Origin of the sequence: Cytobacillus sp. Bva_UNVM-123, from assembly GCF_046351715.2 — a bacterium.
GTDB lineage: Bacteria > Bacillota > Bacilli > Bacillales > Cytobacillaceae > Cytobacillus.
Genome location: NZ_CM177772.1, coordinates 388,667 through 408,344 on the forward strand (window position 1 = coordinate 388,667; position 19,678 = coordinate 408,344).

Genomic DNA, 19,678 nt, shown 5'->3' on the forward strand with positions numbered 1-19,678 from the left:
GACAGGTAAATGTACGATGCTGAGCAAGGGACAATCTTACATAACAGAAGTGCTCGAACAAATTAAATCAAAGGAAGCGAAGAAGTATGTTGCTGCTGAACTAGGCTATCATTTAAAGGAGACGAAGCATGCCCTTATGAAGGGTGGATTAACAGAGGAAGAAGCAGATGAGAAAGCGACTGTCCAAATGGGGAGCCCGACGAAATTAGGGATGGAGCTTAACCGGCTTCACCGTCCGCTAGTTGATTGGTTCATGCTCACAATTCTGTTCGCTACGTTCATCTTTAGCTATCTCCCAATGCTGACAATTCCAGCCGTCATGAATGGCGGTATTATTGTTGGCAATTATTATATTGTCAATAAAGCCATTATCATCTTCCTCGGAATGGGTGTAGTCATTAGCCTTATGTTCTTTGATTATCGGAAGCTGAGAAATTTGCAATGGGTATTCTTCGGACTTGCTATTGTTGTCTTACTATTACCTGTTTTCATGCCAACTACTTATATGCTTGGGGTTCCAAGGCTTAAAATCAGCCAAGTGACGAATCAACTAACGATTGAAAGCTCAATGGTCTTACCATTCCTTTATCTTTTTTGGGCAGCATTTTTGAAAAATAAGCATGTGAAATTGTGGCAAGCAGGATTGATTTTTACTGTATCCTTTTTTCTTTTGCAATTTTTAGGCTCCCCTACGACATTGCTTATATACGTCTTGATGGTTATTTCGATGGTTGTGTGGAGGCTGAGGAAAGCAGCTGGACCGTTGATCGGTATAGTAGTATTTGTTAGTTTACTAGGGATTGTCCAACTATTTTCTACTCGTGGTTACTGGCTAGAAAGGGTGGTATCCTTCATGCATCCAGAACGAAATAAGGACAATATGTATGAGCAAGTGAAAGAGTTAATGAACAATGCAGGCTTGTTTGGCAATGCTGCTAAGATTGATTTTTTGCCAGAGCCACATACGGATTTTGTGTTTGTTAATTTTACTTACCATTATGGCTGGGTTTTAGCAGGCTTGCTTGTGCTCCTATTAGCATTGTTATTAGTACGTATGGTTATGAATTTAGGGAAAATTACCGATCCGTTCGGAAGCATACTGATTATTGGTGGGGCAGTCATTTTTTCTGTACAATTCATTTTCAATATCGCGATGACAATCGGTCTATTGCCAATGACAGCTATGTCACTGCCGTTTATTAGCTATGGACTAATGCCAACACTCTTAAATTCGCTTATCGTCGGACTTTTCCTTAGCATTTATCGCCGGAAAGATATTGTACTTAAGGAGGAGTATGGCAATACTTCTGTGTAGTTTTCCATTTTATGGGCGGGTTGGCTGATAAAAGACCAAATTCGGCTGATAAACAGACGAACTTGGCTGATAAATGATCGAATATGGCTGACAAACGAGCTAGTCCGGCTGATATGGCTCATTTGTTAGCTTTTTTCGCGGAAAATTAGAAATGATTTTCCTTTTGTTTTCCATAAAGTTAGATATTCTTATACGTAAGGGTGTTCAAATTATTAATCTAGGGGTGATGAGATGTTCCTAGCCTTTTTTGGCTAATAGGAAAGTTAAAGTTTATTAACGTGCTAATGTAATATTAGATTCAAATAAATTACTACTAATAATACCGCATAAGAAAAGCTAAGGCATTCGCTGAAAGACTTGGCGAATGCCAAGCTTTTCTAATCACTTTTATATATGTATTTGCATTAGCTCTGTTCTAAATATCCTTTTTAAGATGACGAAAAAGACAGATTGGCTTATGACGCTTGCCATTAGTATTATTTTTTCAATGATCATACCGGCTCTATTTTAAAAAATAATGGACGACTATCAAAAATGGAACCATTTATAGAGAAATATGGCAAATGAACGGGACTTATCCATCCAAAGGGATCGAGTGTATGGGCTACAAGGAAGAGATCTTTGATGAAGGTAAAATGCAGGAGAAATTCGGTTTATCGGAGAATTGAAATAATAATAATAATAAAATGGTGCCAGGTACCGAAAGGGTTTTCGCTGAATCAAATTAAATAAAAAGGTGGCAGAATGGGCATGAAAACAATCGGTCTAATTGGTGGAATGAGCTGGGAATCTTCCGCCGAATATTATCGTATTATTAACGAAGAAATCAAGTCGGTGTTAGGGGGCCTGCATTCTGCTAAATGTATTTTATCTAGTGTCGACTTTAGTGAGATTGAACATTACCAATCGATGGGAAATTGGGAGATGGCAGGTCAGCTATTAACAAATGTCGCGATAGGTTTAGAAAAAGCAGGTGCTGATTTTATCGTTATTTGTACGAATACAATGCATAAGGTCGTTCCAATTATTGAGAAATTCATTTCCATTCCTATCCTTCATATTGCAGATGCGACTGCTGCTGAAATTAATAAGCAACATATCCAGAAAGTCGGTTTATTAGGTACGAAATATACGATGGAGCTAGATTTTTATAAAAATAAATTGATCGAACAAGAAATTGCAGTCATCACGCCATCAGAACAAGAACGAAATGAAGTAAATCGAATCATTTTTGAGGAATTATGTTTAGGCGATTTACAAGTACAGTCTAAGGAATATTATAAACAAGTCATTACTGGCTTGATTGAAAAAGGCGCACAAGGAATTATTTTAGGCTGCACAGAAATTGGACTATTAATTAAAGAACAGGATGTTTCCATCCCTATTTTTGATACAGCTATTATCCATGCGAAAAAAGCTGCCACTATCGCGGTAACAAATAGCTGAAACGAACTATTTTTAAATAACTAACTCGCTGTTGTTAATGGGAATATCTTTTAGTGCAATTGGAGTAGTAGCATCTTTAAAATTGAAATAAGCCCTATTTTTGTGTATGCTTGTTTAGAAGTATTTATCTTGTCATTTACAAGAAAGGAGTATTCAACCATCATGAAAAAAAGAACGTTAAAATTTTTATCTAGTGGAATTGGATACTCGACTGCTGTTTTTTTCTAATATTCATTTTTACGGGTGAAGTGTGTCTAAAAATGAATAAAATAACAGCAGAATATTAAAGTGGCGAGGTAAAGAAAATGGAAAGAATAACGAGGAAAAATCCTGTAGGAATTCCTGAACCAGTCGGAAACTACACACATATTACGAAAATTCCGCGGAATGCTGAGCTTTATGTTACATCTGGTCAGATTGGAATAGATCAAGAAGGCATATTCCCAGAAAATATGAATGAACAAATTAGCAATACGTTTCAAAATATTAAATCAGTATTAGCTTCTGAAGAATTAACTGCTGAAAATATTATTAAAGTAAATATTTGGGCAACTGAAAAAATAGATTGGGATTACTTGGATATGAAATGGGAAGAATTATTCGGTCATGAATATCCAGCAATGACGATAGGCTATATTTCTGAATTAGGACTCCCAGAAATTAAAATCGAAATGGAACTATGGGCGGCTAAAATCTAAAATCACTCACTTCATCCATATCCCCACAAAAGTCATAAGCTGTTTGGCTTTTGTGGGGATTTATATTTAGTAATTTCAATTGGGAATGTTGATTGAAGCGAAGATCGACAACTAAATTAAATAAAGCCATTATTAAAAAAACGTTATAAGGATTCGTATTAATAATTTTTTATTAATATGGGTTTTTTATTTTTGTAAGGAAAGCAGTCATTCCATTTGTAAATTAATCTGTTACGACGACTATCCAAAGTGATTATATCAAAATATCAACAAACTGGATTCCAGTATATATGGAGAAGGCTGCTTTAATATTCCTAGATGATCAGCTAACAGTAGATTTTTGTTCAAGTGGATTTTTGATTAAAAGCACAAACCAAATATATGGTTATTCAATGCGAATAGAAAATGAACAAGACCATTTTGTTTAATGAGATTGAAAACAATAACGCAGTTTTAAAATGAGAAATGTACATCTATTGAATGGCTATCCTTTCATTAAGGAGATGTTAAAGCGATCAGGTTATGAAAACGCTCATCATTAGGTTCCTCATCTGTAATTTTTATATCGATAAGACTTCCTGGTGTAGCTGTAATAGAAATGAATACATTCTCAAGCTCTAAAACAATGGAGACTAAATATTCACTTTGATTATCCATAAACCCGTATCCCTTCACTTTTTTAATTAATTTATCTTTATGAACTAAAAAACTTGAGCCCATTACAATGTGTTTTTGATAGGGGTGATCTATTAATTTGTAATCAAGTGGGTCAGGTGTTTCTTGTTCTTTAAATATAAGTAAATCATCTCCTAAGTCATCTTCTACCGACTCTAATTTCCAATACTTCTCTTCGGCTGAATTTGGTTTTCTTATTTCTATAATAGGTTCGGTAGAGAGAAGGAGAAGGTCTTTATTCTTTTGTAGTATAGTAAATCTATTGGAGTAAATACCTATTAACAAACATCCTTGAGCTTCCTTTAAAATATCCCATTCTTTTTTCATAGTAAGTGCTGATCCTTTTCATATTATTGACGTACATTATATTCAATAAAAAGAGCATTAATCCTTTCGTAGATTAATGCTCTTTATCGTCATACATAAATACTCGCCCCTTAGAATATGTAAGTAAATTACTATTTTAACAGGAGGCTTTAGCTTTCGATTAAACTCGTTCCAATTTTTTATATGGCTTTGATGGGAATGTAATACGAATTGAATCACTAGGTTTTACTTCTCCACTTTGTAAGACGATACCCATTATTCCTGCTTTTCTGATGAGATTCCCTTTAGCATCCTTGTCTAATACAGCCTTTAAAAGACCAGGTTTAAAATGATCGATTTGCGCACAAGGATTTCGCAAACCTGTTATTTTGACGATTGCTGTTGTACCAATGTACATTAATGTGTCAGTAGGTAAATCTAGAAGGTTTATTCCAAAGGTTGTAATATTTTCGCCCATTTGTCCAGGTTCAATCGTAAATGCGTCTTTTAACTCATCGAACAACTCACTATGAATCAAATGCACTTGTCTTAAATTAGGCTGATTAGGGTTTTGTGCGACTCTTGAACGATGTTTAACAGTAGACCCGAAATGAGCATCACCTTCAACCCCAAACCCTTCAACTAAGTTAATACTTTGTTTATTTTCTTTACTAAATAAGTGTTTGCTACTCGAACTAACGGCTACAACTTTTCCTAAAATAGCATTTTCTTCATTCATTTTTCCTCACCTCGGAATTTATCATAGCACTTATTTTTGCGTTTTTATCAAAGCTGACTTATTTAAATAAAAAGAGATCCCACAGCAACTTAGCGCTTAATATCTTGTTTAATCACTTCATAAAAAGAAATAATATTGTCTTCGATTCCATTCATTAACCTTTTACGAACTTTATCAATTGGGGAAATTCTATTTTCGCCATCTTTAAGATGAATGATTTCTCCATCACCAAATACATCCTCTTCAACCCAGCATAATGCAGGATTCACTGTTTTTTTAACAGTTGACCTAAATAGCTTCCCCATATTAAAGACAAGGAATAAATTTGATTTTCAGTTGGCATGGTTTTATTTTCAAGGGCACTATCCTTTAAATCATTTGAATAATAATCTAGTATCTCATCTAAATGTTTAATATCTTCCTCTGAGTAGTTAAAAACCTTACTGAAAGATTTAGCCTATTCAACTGCTCTGCTGCTCATATGTTGTGTGATTTCTTCAATCGTTTCTTGCATCGTTTTCTCCTTTAGAAAATACATTTATATTTTGGATGATTTTTTCCACAAGCATAATCCGTTTTTTTAATACTTGTTTATCTCGTAAGCTTATAAGAAAATCTAGGAAATTCGCTTGTGTTGGAAAATCTACTATTATATGAGGAGGTTTACTTGAATTCTTCTCGTCTGTATAGATTTCTAAAGCATGTATGACTGTTACTTCATGCTTTTCATCTAGCAGGGTCCACCTTTTTAAGTCAGCCCATGAAAAGTTTGATTTGACGAAGAGCTCGTCCCAGCCTTCTGTCACAGGAAATGTAAGATGATTTTCCATCCATGGGATGACATCTCTTGAATGAAAATCCATGAGATGGACGAGAGCTTCATAGCCATTTATCTTTTTAGTAGATACTTGCTTAAGATAATCAAATACTAAACGTAATCCCTCATCCTTACTCATACACATTGATGTGAGGAAGGAACGTAATCTAGCATCCATAGCATTTTGTTTATTTTTCCATAGACTTCTAACCCAAGTCTCTGCGTCTTTTCCAAAAATTCTTCCGATTATCTCACATATAATCTTTTGTTCACTAAATGCTTCCTTTTTGCTTAATTCTTCTAAACAGAAGTCAAACAACTCTTTTCGATTAAACTTCTGGAGAAGACTGAGTGTTTCGCCATCCAGACTATTACGATAAACAACAAAAGCTATTAGTTGTTCCATATTATTTTTCACATCATTTAATGTAGTCTCTGAAAATGATGTAAACCAATGTTTCCACTTTATTGCTGCAGGACTTGACGTTACTAAGCCTACGTTACTTAGAAAGTATTCAAATTGCCATTTCTCACTGCCAATACACCCTAGTTCTGTGATCTTTAATAAATAATCAATAAATGAATCTGCAATATATGTAACGGTATCTTCTTCATGATCCCAATAAATTACTGGTTTCTCTTCGCTCTCAACAGACATATCAAATGCATACACATCGCCATTTCCAGCATGAGAAAACTCTAATTTCCCTCTAAGTGTCTTTCCATAATCTTCGCCATCTTCCATCAGATCGTCTGCTAATGCTTCTAAATTTTGAAGGTAATCTATATCCCAATTAATCTCTCCAGAAAATATTTCATTAAATTCTCTTGGAATCATCGTATCTTCAGAAAAGGAGTAATAAAATGAAAGTGATTTTCCGATGTTTTGTAATATGTATTTATACGAAGGTGGTAATGAATATCCTAACTCTTTTTCTTTAGCTTCTATCTCCTGTATCGTTGCTTTTTTTCCTATTTTAATTGGATAGACACTACCGTGATTGTTCTGTAATTTTTGGAGAATTTCCTCCCAGCTTGTTAAAAGAAATTGACAATCCACCATATTTTTCTTCACCTCTACTTATTGTTACTCTGATTAATTTGTCTAGCTATCTTTCTAATTTATACTTAATAGACAATGAATGAGATCTCGATTTTCTACCCATAAGGGAAACTCTTACTTATCAAATTACCGATAAATAACCTTTAGTATGATTAAATGGCATTGATAAAATGGTCTTTATGCAAAATTGGAACTGTTTGATAAACGTTTAAGCGGCTGCAATGTTTTACATCATCTTCAAATCCTCGTTCACGTAATTCCCGTCCACTTCCACAGTCCCAAATGAATTCATTTAATTTTTGTTTCGCACTTTGAAATGCACCAATACATACTTCTACTTCAGGTGATTTTTCACCCTCTAAGTTAGAAAGGATAGCACCAGCACCTAGATAATCTTCAATGGAAGGACGAAGAATATCTTCATATTCTCTTACATCACTCCATTGTTCTCCACAGGGGACAACCGTAATATTTACTTTCATTTTTAATCTTAATTGATTTACATAGGAAGCAATTGATGAAGCATTAAGAAAAGAACCAATGAGGAGAGCAGGGACTTTAGCTGCGATCCAAGTACAAAATGCACCATTAAGTGAAGTAAGAACATACTTCTTTTTATAGTGTTCTTGATTAAAAGAAACAGGGGATAACGTCGGTTTTCCTATTTTAGCAGCTTCGGCTCTTCCTAAGATATATTCAGCACCAATTTTTTCTGCAAAATCTTTCCCATTTAAATGGGGAGGGGAAGGATATATGATTGCTCCGTAGTTTAAAGCTGATATGACAGTTGATGAAAAACTAAGGACATCAACAATTATGATAATGTCCCCACGTTCAGCAGCTTCTCTTGCCCCGCGCTTTCCCCATTCTACTCGACAAACATAAGGAGATTGATTTAACATAAAATCACCAAGCCTCTATAAATTTTTTACATACTATTTCCATCTCTTAAAGGATAAATCCTTCTATGATTTGACTTCACTGTGAATGGAATAATATAGTTGTAGCTTGTTTTATGATAGAAATACTTGTTTATCCATTTTATGGGGGCTTTGGCTGATAAAAGGCCGAATTCGGCTGATAAATAACCTAACTTGGCTGATAAATGAATGAGGATGGCTGATAAACTAGCTAAATTGGCTGATAAAACGATTAATATGTATTTCAATCAAAATTTGCCTATTAACGGTTTCAATTTGTGATGTTGGCCCTCCTATTATTTAGTACAATACAATTAGGATATTGATTAGAAATGATAAAGGACGGTGTTACTTATTAGTAATCGATGTGCATGGGTAAAAACTAGTGAGCCCCTCTATATGGAGTATCATGATAAAGAATGGGGAGTACCTGTTTACGATGATAGGCTCCTGTTTGAAATGCTAATCTTGGAAGGGGCACAAGCGGGGCTTAGCTGGTGGACGATTTTACAAAAAAGAGGAAATTATCAAGAAGCATTTGATCAATTTGACGCAGAGAAAATTGTTACGTACACAGAAGAAAAATTACAGTCATTACTAGAAAATGAAGGTATTGTGCGTAATAAATTGAAAATCCATAGTGTTGTTGCGAATGCAAAGGCATTCTTAAAAATTCAAAAAGAATATCAGTCATTTTCTGCTTATATATGGAGTTTTGTCGACCATAAACCAATAGTGAACAATTGGAAAACTATACAGGATGTACCGGTATCAAACGAAATCAGTCTTAATATGAGCAAGCAGTTAAAAAAAGATGGATTTAAATTTGTCGGCAGTACAATCTGTTATTCTTATATGCAAGCGGTAGGGATGGTAAATGACCACACGTTAGATTGCTTCTGCCATCCTTCTAATCATAGTGAGTCCCAGGCATCCAATCAATCTTGATGCCACAAAGAAGAAAAGTGATCCGCAACAAGCCCAAATTTTTTAATGGCGTGCTGCGGATGTCACTTACTCAATTGATTAACTCGAATGGTAATTTTTAGAGCAATATGTGTGTCAGCGCAAATGTTGTTGAGGCTCTATAGACAATTGATAGCTACTAACGGTTATTAGCGAGTTGATTATGTTTAGCAGTTCGCTCAAAAGCAAATAATATCATCGCCATTAGTAAAGCAAGAACGATAATACCAGCTCCCATCCAACTAAGATTTAATATAGATGAATGGTTTATAACTAGACCTCCTAAACTTGAGCCTAAGGCGAATCCAAATTGGATGAAAGATGTGTTCACACTTAAGGCAATATCAGGAGATTTCGGTACGAGAGTGACTAAATAGAGCTGCTGGGCTGGAGATGTACTCCATGTAGCCAACATCCAAATCATGATGACGGTAATAATGCCAACTAAACTCCCACCAATACTCGTTAGAAAAAGTAAGGTTAAAACTTGTATGGTTAGCCCTGTATAAATTGTAAACTTAGGACCTTTTTTGTCCGCTGCAAGTCCCCCGACCCTTGAGCCTATAAAACTGCAAATACCCGCCAACAGCAATATGGCGCTAATTTCCGTTATTGTAAGGCTTGATGAAGCTTGTAAAAAGGGTGTTAAATAAGTGAATAACGTGGAGTAGCCTCCTACGTATAAAAGTGTCACAATAACCGCAATTACAATTCTTTTGTCTCTTAAAATGAGAAGTTGCCTACTAATCGTGACAGGTTCTTGCTCCTTAATCGTAGGAACGCTTTTATAAACAACGATAAGTGGAATAAGTGTTAATAAGCTAATTAAGATAAATAAGAATTTCCATCCGATGATATCACTAAGAAATGTTCCGATCGGTACGCCAAAAACGAGGGAACTGCTTAGGCCCATTAAGATAATCCCAATAGCATTTCCTCTTTTTTCTTCCTCAACTAGTCGAGTAGCGACAGCCATTGCTACAACGGTGGCAACTCCTCCGCTTAATCCCTGTAGGATTCGTGTAAAAAGGATCATGTCATAAGAGTTACTAAAATAGGTAATCATATTGCTCAGGATAAAAAGGGTAAGCATCAATAGCAATACTTTTTTGCGATCAAAGTTAATAGTCAGAGCGATGACAATAGGGGATCCTATTGCTGCCGAAAGAGCAAATGAAGTAACAAGAAGACCAGCAACAGATGTAGATACACTTAAATCTGTTGCTATCATCTGAATGATTCCTGTAATAATATATTCAATCGTTCCGATTAAAAAAACGGCAAGGGCAAGTAAATAAACAATCGTTTTGTTTTTCAATGAAACATCTCTCCTCAAGTGTAATGGCAACGAATTGGAGGAATGTAACCAAAAAAGTGAGTCTCGTTTTATTACAGATTAATCGGAAGTAAGAAGCCCACTTCAAGAAATTAGCTTACTTTATGGCTCAATCGGAATTTGAATTTCGATCACGCTGCCTTCTTGCTCCTCAGACAAAGGTAAATATACTTCTCTGCCAGGTTGATCTGCTTTTATCCGATAGCCATTTTTTTCAATCCATGTGGCTAAATCGATGCAGGCTGTTTGAGCAAAGGTTGAATCAGAACGAAAGAGAAGCGTGGCCATTGCTGCTTCGGCCGGCAAATCACGCAGATGAAGTTCTTTTGGAAGGGAAGAAATATCTCGCTTGATTGAGTATCCGACTTCAAATTCAAAGTCTCCCTCTTTTTCAATTGATTCTCTCCATAAAACGATTTGAGGCCCTGTTATCAATGTGCGGTTATGTTTCTCTAGCAATTGATCAAGCATCTGAAAGAGAGAAGGGATGTCTTCTACTGCACCATGAGAAGCAAAAGAAATGAGTTGCTTGCTTTCAACTGATTTAATAATAATTTCTTGTTCTCTTTCTACACAGCCTTCTCTTTCAATTAGCTGCATGCGTTCTTTAATGCGAGTCAGTTTTGCTTGCTCTCTATTTAGTAACTGCTGAATCTCACTTTCTTTAAGTCTAAACATTCCCCGAATCTGCTCTGAAGATATTTCTTCACGAAGGAGCTGAGAAATTTGTTGTAAAGTAAAACCTAATTCTTTGTATAGAAAGATTCGGTTTATTTCAAGAAGCTGTTCTGCAGAATAATAACGATATCCAGTATCCTTGTCGGTATTCACTGGCTTTAATATTCCAATTAGATCGTAATAGCGTAAAGTTTTTACAGGAACCTTACTTAGCATAGAAAATTCACTGATTTTGAACAACTGAACCCCTCCAATTCGTTTGCTTGCTTGAGTATAGACCCTCCAGTATACGGGAAAGTCAAGATGTTGCATTTCATAAAATAGAATAACCTTGAGGTGCTTCATTTCCTCAAGGTTATAGTCATGTCCAAGTTTATCAATTTGTCTTTTAATAAAAAGGCTATGTTAAACATTGCTGTTGATTTCCGCTGCAGGCATTCGCTTTCCGCGGGCGATCCGGGAGCCTCCTCGTCGCTGTCGCTCCTGTGGGGTCTCCCTTTGACTCGCACTCCCGCAGGAGTCTCATGCCTTCCACTCCAATCAACAAGATGGAAATATCAACAATAAACTTTAACAAAGCCAATAAAAATGCTCAAGCTTTTTTCCGTTGCTGATGGCGGGTAACTTTCTCCCGATTCCCGCATATTTTCATTGAACACCATTTACGCCTACCACGTGTATCAATGAATAACAAGACACAATCTGGATTTGCGCATCGACGGATATGGCTTAATTGACCCGATGTAAATAGTTTTAAGGTATCGAATGCAATTAATGAAACGATTGCATCTGCAGGCTTCCCGATTGGAACCGGAATTAATTGATCATCCAGCAATTGAAAAGAAAAGGGGGCTTGTCTAATTAATAATTCTAAATGAGTGCTCCAATTAGATGGCAGCTCTTTTCCATCCGCCATTTTTTCAAAAAATTCTCGAAGAAATGAACGTACTTCACGTAGAGCTGGCAGTGCTTCTTCTGCCCAGTCCTCTATAACCTCACTAAATTGCTCTTTCATTAAAATGTTCTCTTTCGTTAACGTGTGAAACCATGCGATGACATGCCCTGGATTTACTAATAAATCATGTCGGGTTCCATGTCGAACCACATTTGTATTTACTAAATCGAGAGAAATTTGTCCTGAAATGAGTGGAAACTTTACTCCATCTGCCACTTAAATCATCTGCCTTTTTATTTTTAACCTATTATAACACGATTGACAGGTTAAACATAACAAGTTATGATTTAACTACTAAATACCATTTTTAATGGTTAATTTAAAAGGAGGTAGGTTCTATGCGACAATCTTTTTTAGGTTCAAAAATTGTGGTAGTTACTTTCTTAACGCTGATGGGCGCATTTGGCTTAAATTTAACAGCAGGACAATTTTTTGCTCCGTTAAATGATACATATGGTTGGGATTTAACGGTTTTGAGCTTAGCCGTTTCACTTAATATGATCACTTGGGGAATCTTTCAGCCAGTAATGGGGAAATTGATTGATCGATTTGGGCCGAAATCTGTCATTGCAAGTAGTGCAGCTTTAATGGGGATCGCGTTTATTCTTTCAGCAACAATTACGCAATTATGGCAATTCTTTCTTTATTATGGAATACTGACAGCTATCGGTTTCGCTGGTTGTGGATCGATGGCAAACTCTGTATTAGTTTCTCGCTGGTACGTTAAAAAACGAGCCAACATGCTTTCGAGAAGTTCTATGGGAATGAATATTGGTCAGCTTATACTGCTGCCGCTAACAGGATTTTTAATCGCTAGTTCAGGTTTTCAAACGGCTTTTATAGTACTCGGGTTAATCATGCTCGTTATTGTCGTTCCATCCGTATTAATTGTCATAAAGAATAATCCGATAGATGTTAATCAAATGCCAGATGGAGACTCTACTTCTTTATTTACGGCTACTAAAAGTGCTTCATTATCAGAAGCATTAAGAAGTAGGGAGTTCTGGATTGCTACCTTAGGATTTGCTACTTGTGGATTTACTTTATACTTAGTAGCTATGCACCTTCCTAATTTTGCAGTTGACTTAGGGGGAGGAAAATCACTTGGTGGTCAGCTACTGGGGATCGCCGCCTTGGCAAGTGCATTTTCGATGTGGATTACAGGTCAGTTGACACGTGTGATGGGGAAAAAGAATTTACTCGTTATTCTGTATATCGTTAGACTTCTAGCTTTTATATGGCTTGCTGTGTCACCGGGCATTTGGCAACTGTATGTTTTTGCTGTCGTATATGGAATCTCTTCCATGCCGATTATCCCACTTGTTACGGGCGTAATTGGTGATAAATTTGGGAAAAACGCAATGGGAAGTATTCTCGGATTTAGCTGGTTCATCCATCAAATATTTGCAGCATTAGGGGTATTTCTAGGTGGTTACTTCAGATCATTGACAGGAGAATATTCTTCTGCATTTTGGATGGGCGCAGCATTATTAGCAATTGGAGTAGTATTAACAACATTAATTAAAGAGCACCCTATATCTGAGGAAAGTACAATAGTGGTGCAATAATAGTTTATAATTTAACTAGGTGATGATCAGTGACTATACTATGCAAAAAATTTATTAATATACAAAATAACCAAAGACTGTATTGTAAATATTCACGGAAGGGTGATCTGAGTGTTATTTTCATTGCTGGATTAGGTGATAGCTGCGAGACTTGGAATGAGATTCAAGATAGGATATCGCAGGAAGCATCAACCCTTTCCTATGATAGAGCGAATATTGGCAAGAGCCAAAAAGCGCCTGTCCCACGAACTTGTCGAGATCTCGTCGAGGAGCTTTCCGAATTATTACTAGTGCTAGATTTAGAACCTCCTTATATATTGGTAGGGCATTCTTTTGGTGGTTTGATCGCTAGATTATATGCAAGTCTTTATCCGCGGTTCATTTCTGGGATCGTACTTGTTGATGCTGCTCCTGAATATAAAGAGTTTGCATATGAAAAGGTTTTACCTGAAAAACTAGTTGCAGGAAATAGGGAATATTACGAGAACCCAATGCTAAATAGTGAGAAAATCGATAAGATTCAGAGCTATAAGCAAATTGTAGACCATTTCCAAGAAAGTGATATTCCTCTTTCGATTATTACAAGAGGTTTGCCAGACATGGGTGAAGGGGAATGGCCTTCTCAAGAGATATTAGAAATTGAGCAAAGGCTGCAAGCTGAATTCTTACGGCTATCGACCTCCAGTAAGCAGCGAATAGCTGGACGCAGTGGACATTATATTCATCATGATGAACCAGAAATGGTGATTGATGAGATTATGGCAATGCTGGAAGCAAAATAAAGAAAAAATTACTGCATTATTTTTTAAAGTTGTTTTATCAATTTTAGAAGGACAAGTACTAGATTCATAAACTCCTAAAAACAGGATGTCCTTTGTCGAAAAGTCTACATTGGGCATCACTTGTTCTAATTCAAATAAGCAACCCCAACTTTCTTCAAAGTCTGCTTGATCTTCGACTTTCCTCAATAAATATTGAAAATATGGAGATTTCCCCCTTTTTATTGCAACCTCTTCACTAGAACGTATTTAAACATTAAATTCTCCTTTCGTTGCACTATTCAACTGTTAGTTGAGCAACTATGTTTCCTAAGCTTGCACAATTATTTGAGAAATCGATCTTAAATTTGATGAACGCAGGTGAAGAAACAAAAGATGAAGCAAGTGCCTCTAATGAGATGCTATTAAACGCTATTGCTGAAAACAAGACAACACAAGCCACACATTTAATTAATGAAGGCAAAGCAAATATTGAAAAACTAGTTTCTGTTGCACCGATTGTAAAGACTAGTACATTAGATGAGTGTCAGAGGGACTGGAAGAACAGTACCTAAACTTAACTATTTTGACACAGCTCGCTCCCTTTATTAGTCAAGAAAGCTTGTTCAAAAAATAGATAGCGACAAGTTAGAATGGGACATTATTTCCTCCATTGTACCGTTTATTGGTCAGGAAACATTATCTTATCTTGTCAATCAATCGATTGATGGAAAACTTGATGCAGATCGGTTAGGGGGATTAGCTCCTTTTCTATCGAATGTAGATTTAGAAAAACTATTGAATGCAGCATTACAGGGGCAAATAAATATGGAAGTGATTGCACAGCTTGCTCCCTTTCTAAAAAGTAAAATGCTTGAGAAATTTATTTAGATTTTAAAAAGATATAGATCTAGTTAAGGTATTCATCTCAATAGTAGAAAAAAGAGGAATACCTTATTTTATGTTTGATGTGAGAGAAATGAAATGAATAATGTAGCAAGATTTCATTTTATAGTAATCAGTATTTATTTTAACTAAATTTTATCTCAATTATATATGTAGCGATAGTATTTTTACTATTCGAAAAATGAGAATAGTATTAAAGAATAAATTGTGAATATTATCCAAATAATCTTTTTTTTGTAAAAACTAAATGTTACGATAGGCTTGTACTTAATAAGGAAGTATTTTACAGAAAAATTATCTGATTAATAAGAAAATACTTTCCGCAAGAAAAGAGGTGAAATTCATGACAAACGTAAAGGAGTTACCACTAGAAGTTATGCAAGAATTACAATCTTGTGCTTGTGCTTGTGGAAGTGTCACAGGAAAAGGTAGTGGAGCATAATGAATTTATATTTTCTTCAGAAAAGAGGTGAAATTCATGACAAACATAAAGGAGTTACCGCTAGAAATTATGCAAGAATTACAATCTTGTGCTTGTGCTTGTGGCGAAAAAATTGGAAGTGGTGGCGGAGCATAAGAGCAAAATAATATTGTCAAATTCCAATTAGCTATACTTTATTAATTACTACTATCTACAAGATAGTAGTAATTAATATTTATATTTGAGGGGGAGAAGAAAATGAAGTTATCAAACGATTTAATAGTTATCAATAAGAATCAAGATTATCTAGTATACAATTCTGAATTCAATAAGGCTCTAATTATTAATGAAATTACATATCATAATCTATTTTGTGAAGATATAAAAGAGTTTACTGGTAATCAACTAGCATTTTTAAGTAAAGATGAAATTGAAGTTATGATTAAAAATGGTGTTTTAATAAGAGATGAATTTGAATATGAAAAACATAAATTTGTTGAAATTCTTAATAATAGAGATACAGAGGTAGGAATTAAAGTTGTGTATTTTCATGTTACTCAAAGATGTAATTTAAAATGTTCGTATTGCTATAACAAAGAAAATTTAAATAAAAAAGATTTATTATCTACAAGTGAAGTAAAAGAGATTTTATTTAATCTTGCTGAAATGGGAGTAAAAACTATTAATTTTACAGGAGGAGAAATCTTATTAAGAAGAGATATTGTAGAAATTTGTAAACACGCAAAATCATTAGATTTACGTACTTATATTTTATCTAATGGCATGTTGCTTAATGAAAGAATGGAGTTATTAAACTATGTAGATAACTTTATTATCAGTTTAGATACTCTAAATGAAAAAAATAATCTAAGAGACGGTTTAAACATTCCCTTTCTTTTGAAAAATTTAGAAGATATTCCTTTAGAACATAAACATAAATTCTCGATACGTTCAGTTTCTTCAAAAAGTAACGAAAATGATTGGAAAGATGTAGAGGATTACACACGAAATATTTTGAAAATGAATCATATTTTAGTACCTTTCATTCCAAATAAATTAGAAGAAATGCCATATATACCGGACTTGAGTTGTTTTCCATTAGATGGTGAAGATTGTTCATTAAATAGTAGTCTTTGTGGCGCTTCATTTAAAATAATTGCTATTGATTCCGACGGTACTATTTATCCATGTCAAACTTTAATAAACTCCAAATATAGAATTGCTAATATTAAAGAAGAAAATTGGCTACAAAAGTTAAAAGAATCATCAATTACTTCTCAATTTCAAAGGAGAACAGTTCTAAATATTAAAGGTTGTGAAACTTGTAGTATTAAATATTTATGTGGTGGTGGTTGTAGTGCTATTTCAGATAATCTATTTGGAGATATTAATGTAAGTAATGAAGTGTTATGTGGTTTCCAAAAAAGAATAGCTATGAATAAATTAGAAAATATTTTAGTCAAGTATGCATAAAGATATTCAAAATCTTCTTGAAAAAAACTATTTACATACTTATCGCTATTCTGAAATAAGTGACCCTATTCATAATATATTTTTTCAAAATGATAAATATTTGAAAATCTCCTTTGATAAAAAATATTTTTGGAATATTTTCGACTTATTAGGCATTGAATATGAGATAAAAAATACGGGGCTTCATATAACTAGAAATAATTCCAATTATAAAGAAGTTATTGAAAACTCTAAAATTATATCAATAAATAATAATAATAATGTGTTACAAGAACTTATTTCTCCAAGAGATTTTTATGAAGTTGGTTTAGAAACAGAAAAAGGAGTACAAAGAAATATTACTTTAATGAGTCCTATACTTAATAACGAGTATATTCAAAATGAATTTAAATTTGTAAAAAAAAATCTCTTAATTAAGCTACGTGATCTAAGTGATATAAGTTTTTTAGATAAAATATTTAATCAAAATAATGAAACAGAGTTACTAGTAATAGATTTGAGGGATAATCAAGGTGGTTCTTTTATCAATGCTATTAAATTTTTAGAGTATTTTATTTCAAAACAAAATATTATTCTATTTTTAAAGGATAGAAATAATAATAAATATAAAGTAACTTCAAAACAATCTGAAAAAATAGGTTTTAAAAAATTGTCAATTTTATGTAATAATAATACTATAAGTTCTGCCGAAGTAATTATTAAATCTTTGTTTACCGCATATCCAAATAGTGTTTTAATAGGTGAAAAAACAGGTGGAAAAGACGTTGTAACGAATGTATTTTCTTTAGGTAAGTACTTTATTAAAATACCTCAATACAAATATATATTTAATAATTATTTAGATGAAAATCCATATGTGGCACCGTACTTTCATTATAAGAATGTGAGAATTAGGGATATTTTGAAGGGAGTTGAGTTAGAAGTTGAAGAGTTTGATTAAAAATAATATGGGTTTCGTAATTGTTACTTTCTCTTTGACTCTTTTTACAGCTCTATTAACGGTTTCTGTTCCATTATTATTATCTAACGTTTTCAAAGAGAATTACCAATTGAATTATCAATCTTTAACGGTAATTATTATATTTATGTTTTTTACATATGCTATACAAATATTTATGGTGATTATAAGAGAAAATTTTGCTAAGAAGTTCAATGTTAATTATGCTAAAAACCTATATGGGGAACTTCATAAAATGAAATATGATTCGATTCTCTCAAAAGAATCTACTTATTTAATTGAAAGAATAGGACAAACTATAGATTCTTTTTACATGTTTATTTCTAACAGTTTAGTTGGGATTATTAGTAATATTATTATTATTATGGTATCTCTTTTTCTTATATTTGAAATCAACATACTATTAGGATTTATGTTATTGTTCCTGATTCCCCTAAATTATTTAGGATTTAAATCTATTAACAAGAAATTGCATATGAAAAGTATGATAATGCAAAAGGAAACCGCACAAGGTTATAAGGAGCTCATTTCTGTTTTTAAAAATGTGGATATGATAAAACAAGAGAGCGATATCGAGCGTATTAATAGATTAATTGAGCCATCATTGGAAAGAATTTATCATACGAGGGCAAAGGTTAATAAATTTGGTCAAAGTAGTAGTTTGATAATTAGATTAATCAATAATTTTGTGCAAAATTTATTATTCTTTATATTAGCCTATATGATTTATACAAATCAAACGTCTGTTAATGATTTAATTATTGTTAGTATTATACTGCCTATCTTTTTTATGGCACTTCAAGGTTTTACAAATGTAAATTTAGAATTCAGGGATATACAAGTTTCTAAAGAATTTATTACAGATGAATTATTAGCAGAAAAAGAGCTGAATGGTGAGACAAAACTTGATGAAATTAATTCAATAGCACTCCATTCTATTGTTTCAAATATAGGAGATAGGCATATTTCTTATAATATTAATAATGAATTTAAAAAAGGAGATGTTGTATTTGTAAAAGGTGCTTCAGGGGCAGGGAAAAGTTCTTTAATGAAACTACTGTTAAAGTTTCGAGAATCTGAAGGTATTTTAATAAATGGCACTCCTATAAGAGATATAAATAATTACAGTCTAAGAGATAAAATTTTCTATCTTTCACAGGATACAGCAATTTTGCCTTTTACAATAAAAGAGAATATTTTATTTGGAAAAGAAGGTTTGAATATTGACTGGAATAAAATAGAAAACTCTAATTTATTAAAATCTATTTTTAAAAATGATAATACATTAGATATGAAAATATATGAATATGGTACGAATTTATCCGGAGGAGAAAAACAAAGATTAATGCTTTCTAGACTGTTAGTAGAAGATTTTGATGTAATCATTTTAGATGAAGTAACAAGTAATATTGATAAAGAGAGTCAAGAATTGATTTACAAAACATTATTAGATGATTATAAGGAAAAAATAGTGTTTATTATATCTCATGATCTATACAATGAAAATTACTGCAACAAGACAATTAATATAAACACTCAATACGCATTAAGTAACTAGTATAATAACCATCTATCTGGTTGTAGTCGATAGATAGTCATAATTGACAAGTAAAACGGAACAATGAAAGTTTAATATTTTTGTAAAAGTAATTTACGTAAAGTGAAAGAACTACAACACTA

20 protein-coding genes are annotated in these 19,678 nt (G+C 33.6%); 11 read left to right on the top strand and 9 right to left on the bottom strand.

The window, feature by feature from the left end:
* The first annotated feature begins 16 nt into the window (after nt 1-16).
* From KDN24_RS02025 to KDN24_RS02040, 4 genes are all read left to right on the top strand, one after another.
* The gene (locus tag KDN24_RS02025; RefSeq protein WP_409975034.1) at nt 17-1,315 is read left to right on the top strand and encodes an FtsW/RodA/SpoVE family cell cycle protein; all 1,299 of its coding nucleotides are present in this window, start codon (nt 17-19) and stop codon (nt 1,313-1,315) included.
* 750 nt (nt 1,316-2,065) lie between these two features.
* Entirely contained in the window at nt 2,066-2,761 is a 696-nt protein-coding gene (locus KDN24_RS02030) for an aspartate/glutamate racemase family protein (RefSeq protein ID WP_409975035.1), read from the top strand.
* A 305-nt stretch (nt 2,762-3,066) separates the two neighbouring features.
* Nucleotides 3,067-3,459, top strand: coding sequence for a RidA family protein (locus KDN24_RS02035; RefSeq protein WP_409975036.1), 393 nt, complete (start codon nt 3,067-3,069; stop codon nt 3,457-3,459).
* A gap of 290 nt (nt 3,460-3,749) precedes the next feature.
* Nucleotides 3,750-3,887: a hypothetical protein gene (locus tag KDN24_RS02040; protein ID WP_491348272.1), complete on the top strand. Its 138-nt coding sequence runs from the start codon at nt 3,750-3,752 to the stop codon at nt 3,885-3,887.
* A gap of 67 nt (nt 3,888-3,954) precedes the next feature.
* Here the strand turns inward: KDN24_RS02040 and KDN24_RS02045 are convergent, their stop codons facing one another.
* The 6 genes from KDN24_RS02045 to KDN24_RS02070 form a co-directional block, all read right to left on the bottom strand.
* Entirely contained in the window at nt 3,955-4,461 is a 507-nt protein-coding gene (locus KDN24_RS02045; protein WP_409975037.1) for a hypothetical protein, read from the bottom strand.
* 160 nt (nt 4,462-4,621) lie between these two features.
* A complete protein-coding gene (locus tag KDN24_RS02050) occupies nt 4,622-5,179 on the bottom strand; it encodes an MOSC domain-containing protein (RefSeq protein WP_409975038.1) in 558 nt (185 codons plus the stop codon).
* 89 nt (nt 5,180-5,268) lie between these two features.
* Nucleotides 5,269-5,484 (bottom strand): hypothetical protein, encoded by a 216-nt coding sequence (locus tag KDN24_RS02055; RefSeq protein ID WP_409975039.1) that lies wholly within the window; start codon nt 5,482-5,484, stop codon nt 5,269-5,271.
* Between the two features lie 192 nt (nt 5,485-5,676).
* On the bottom strand, nt 5,677-7,059 hold the full coding sequence (locus KDN24_RS02060) for an SMI1/KNR4 family protein (protein ID WP_409975040.1): 1,383 nt from the start codon (nt 7,057-7,059) through the stop codon (nt 5,677-5,679).
* A 152-nt stretch (nt 7,060-7,211) separates the two neighbouring features.
* Nucleotides 7,212-7,961, bottom strand: a complete 750-nt coding sequence (locus KDN24_RS02065) for a 2-phosphosulfolactate phosphatase (RefSeq protein ID WP_409975041.1) — start codon at nt 7,959-7,961, stop codon at nt 7,212-7,214.
* 26 nt (nt 7,962-7,987) lie between these two features.
* Complete coding sequence (locus KDN24_RS02070; RefSeq protein ID WP_409975042.1) at nt 7,988-8,227, bottom strand: hypothetical protein; 240 nt, start codon at nt 8,225-8,227, stop codon at nt 7,988-7,990.
* Nucleotides 8,228-8,378: 151 nt separating this feature from the next.
* Here KDN24_RS02070 and KDN24_RS02075 point away from each other — a divergent pair, with 151 nt between their 5' ends.
* Nucleotides 8,379-8,927, top strand: coding sequence for a DNA-3-methyladenine glycosylase I (locus tag KDN24_RS02075; protein ID WP_491348273.1), 549 nt, complete (start codon nt 8,379-8,381; stop codon nt 8,925-8,927).
* Between the two features lie 157 nt (nt 8,928-9,084).
* On the opposite strand, the gene KDN24_RS02080 is transcribed toward KDN24_RS02075, so the two are convergent.
* The 3 genes from KDN24_RS02080 to KDN24_RS02090 form a co-directional block, all read right to left on the bottom strand.
* On the bottom strand, nt 9,085-10,263 hold the full coding sequence (locus KDN24_RS02080; protein ID WP_491348274.1) for an MFS transporter: 1,179 nt from the start codon (nt 10,261-10,263) through the stop codon (nt 9,085-9,087).
* Nucleotides 10,264-10,383: 120 nt separating this feature from the next.
* A complete protein-coding gene (locus KDN24_RS02085; protein WP_409975043.1) occupies nt 10,384-11,199 on the bottom strand; it encodes a MerR family transcriptional regulator in 816 nt (271 codons plus the stop codon).
* Nucleotides 11,200-11,551: 352 nt separating this feature from the next.
* Nucleotides 11,552-12,130 (bottom strand): CGNR zinc finger domain-containing protein, encoded by a 579-nt coding sequence (locus KDN24_RS02090; RefSeq protein WP_409975044.1) that lies wholly within the window; start codon nt 12,128-12,130, stop codon nt 11,552-11,554.
* Nucleotides 12,131-12,252: 122 nt separating this feature from the next.
* On the opposite strand from KDN24_RS02090, the gene KDN24_RS02095 reads away from it, so the two are divergent.
* The 6 genes from KDN24_RS02095 (at nt 12,253) to KDN24_RS02120 (ending at nt 19,556) form a co-directional block, all read left to right on the top strand.
* Nucleotides 12,253-13,482, top strand: a complete 1,230-nt coding sequence (locus tag KDN24_RS02095) for an MFS transporter (protein WP_409975045.1) — start codon at nt 12,253-12,255, stop codon at nt 13,480-13,482.
* A 29-nt stretch (nt 13,483-13,511) separates the two neighbouring features.
* On the top strand, nt 13,512-14,264 hold the full coding sequence (locus KDN24_RS02100) for an alpha/beta fold hydrolase (protein WP_409975046.1): 753 nt from the start codon (nt 13,512-13,514) through the stop codon (nt 14,262-14,264).
* Nucleotides 14,265-14,563: 299 nt separating this feature from the next.
* Nucleotides 14,564-14,815, top strand: coding sequence for a hypothetical protein (locus tag KDN24_RS02105; protein ID WP_409975047.1), 252 nt, complete (start codon nt 14,564-14,566; stop codon nt 14,813-14,815).
* Nucleotides 14,816-15,825: 1,010 nt separating this feature from the next.
* A complete protein-coding gene (locus KDN24_RS02110) occupies nt 15,826-17,040 on the top strand; it encodes a radical SAM protein (protein ID WP_409975048.1) in 1,215 nt (404 codons plus the stop codon).
* Nucleotides 17,033-17,980, top strand: coding sequence for a S41 family peptidase (locus KDN24_RS02115; protein WP_409975049.1), 948 nt, complete (start codon nt 17,033-17,035; stop codon nt 17,978-17,980). Before KDN24_RS02110 ends, KDN24_RS02115 begins: the two co-directional genes overlap by 8 nt.
* Nucleotides 17,964-19,556 (top strand): ATP-binding cassette domain-containing protein, encoded by a 1,593-nt coding sequence (locus tag KDN24_RS02120; protein ID WP_409975050.1) that lies wholly within the window; start codon nt 17,964-17,966, stop codon nt 19,554-19,556. Before KDN24_RS02115 ends, KDN24_RS02120 begins: the two co-directional genes overlap by 17 nt.
* The last annotated feature ends 122 nt before the right edge of the window (nt 19,557-19,678 follow it).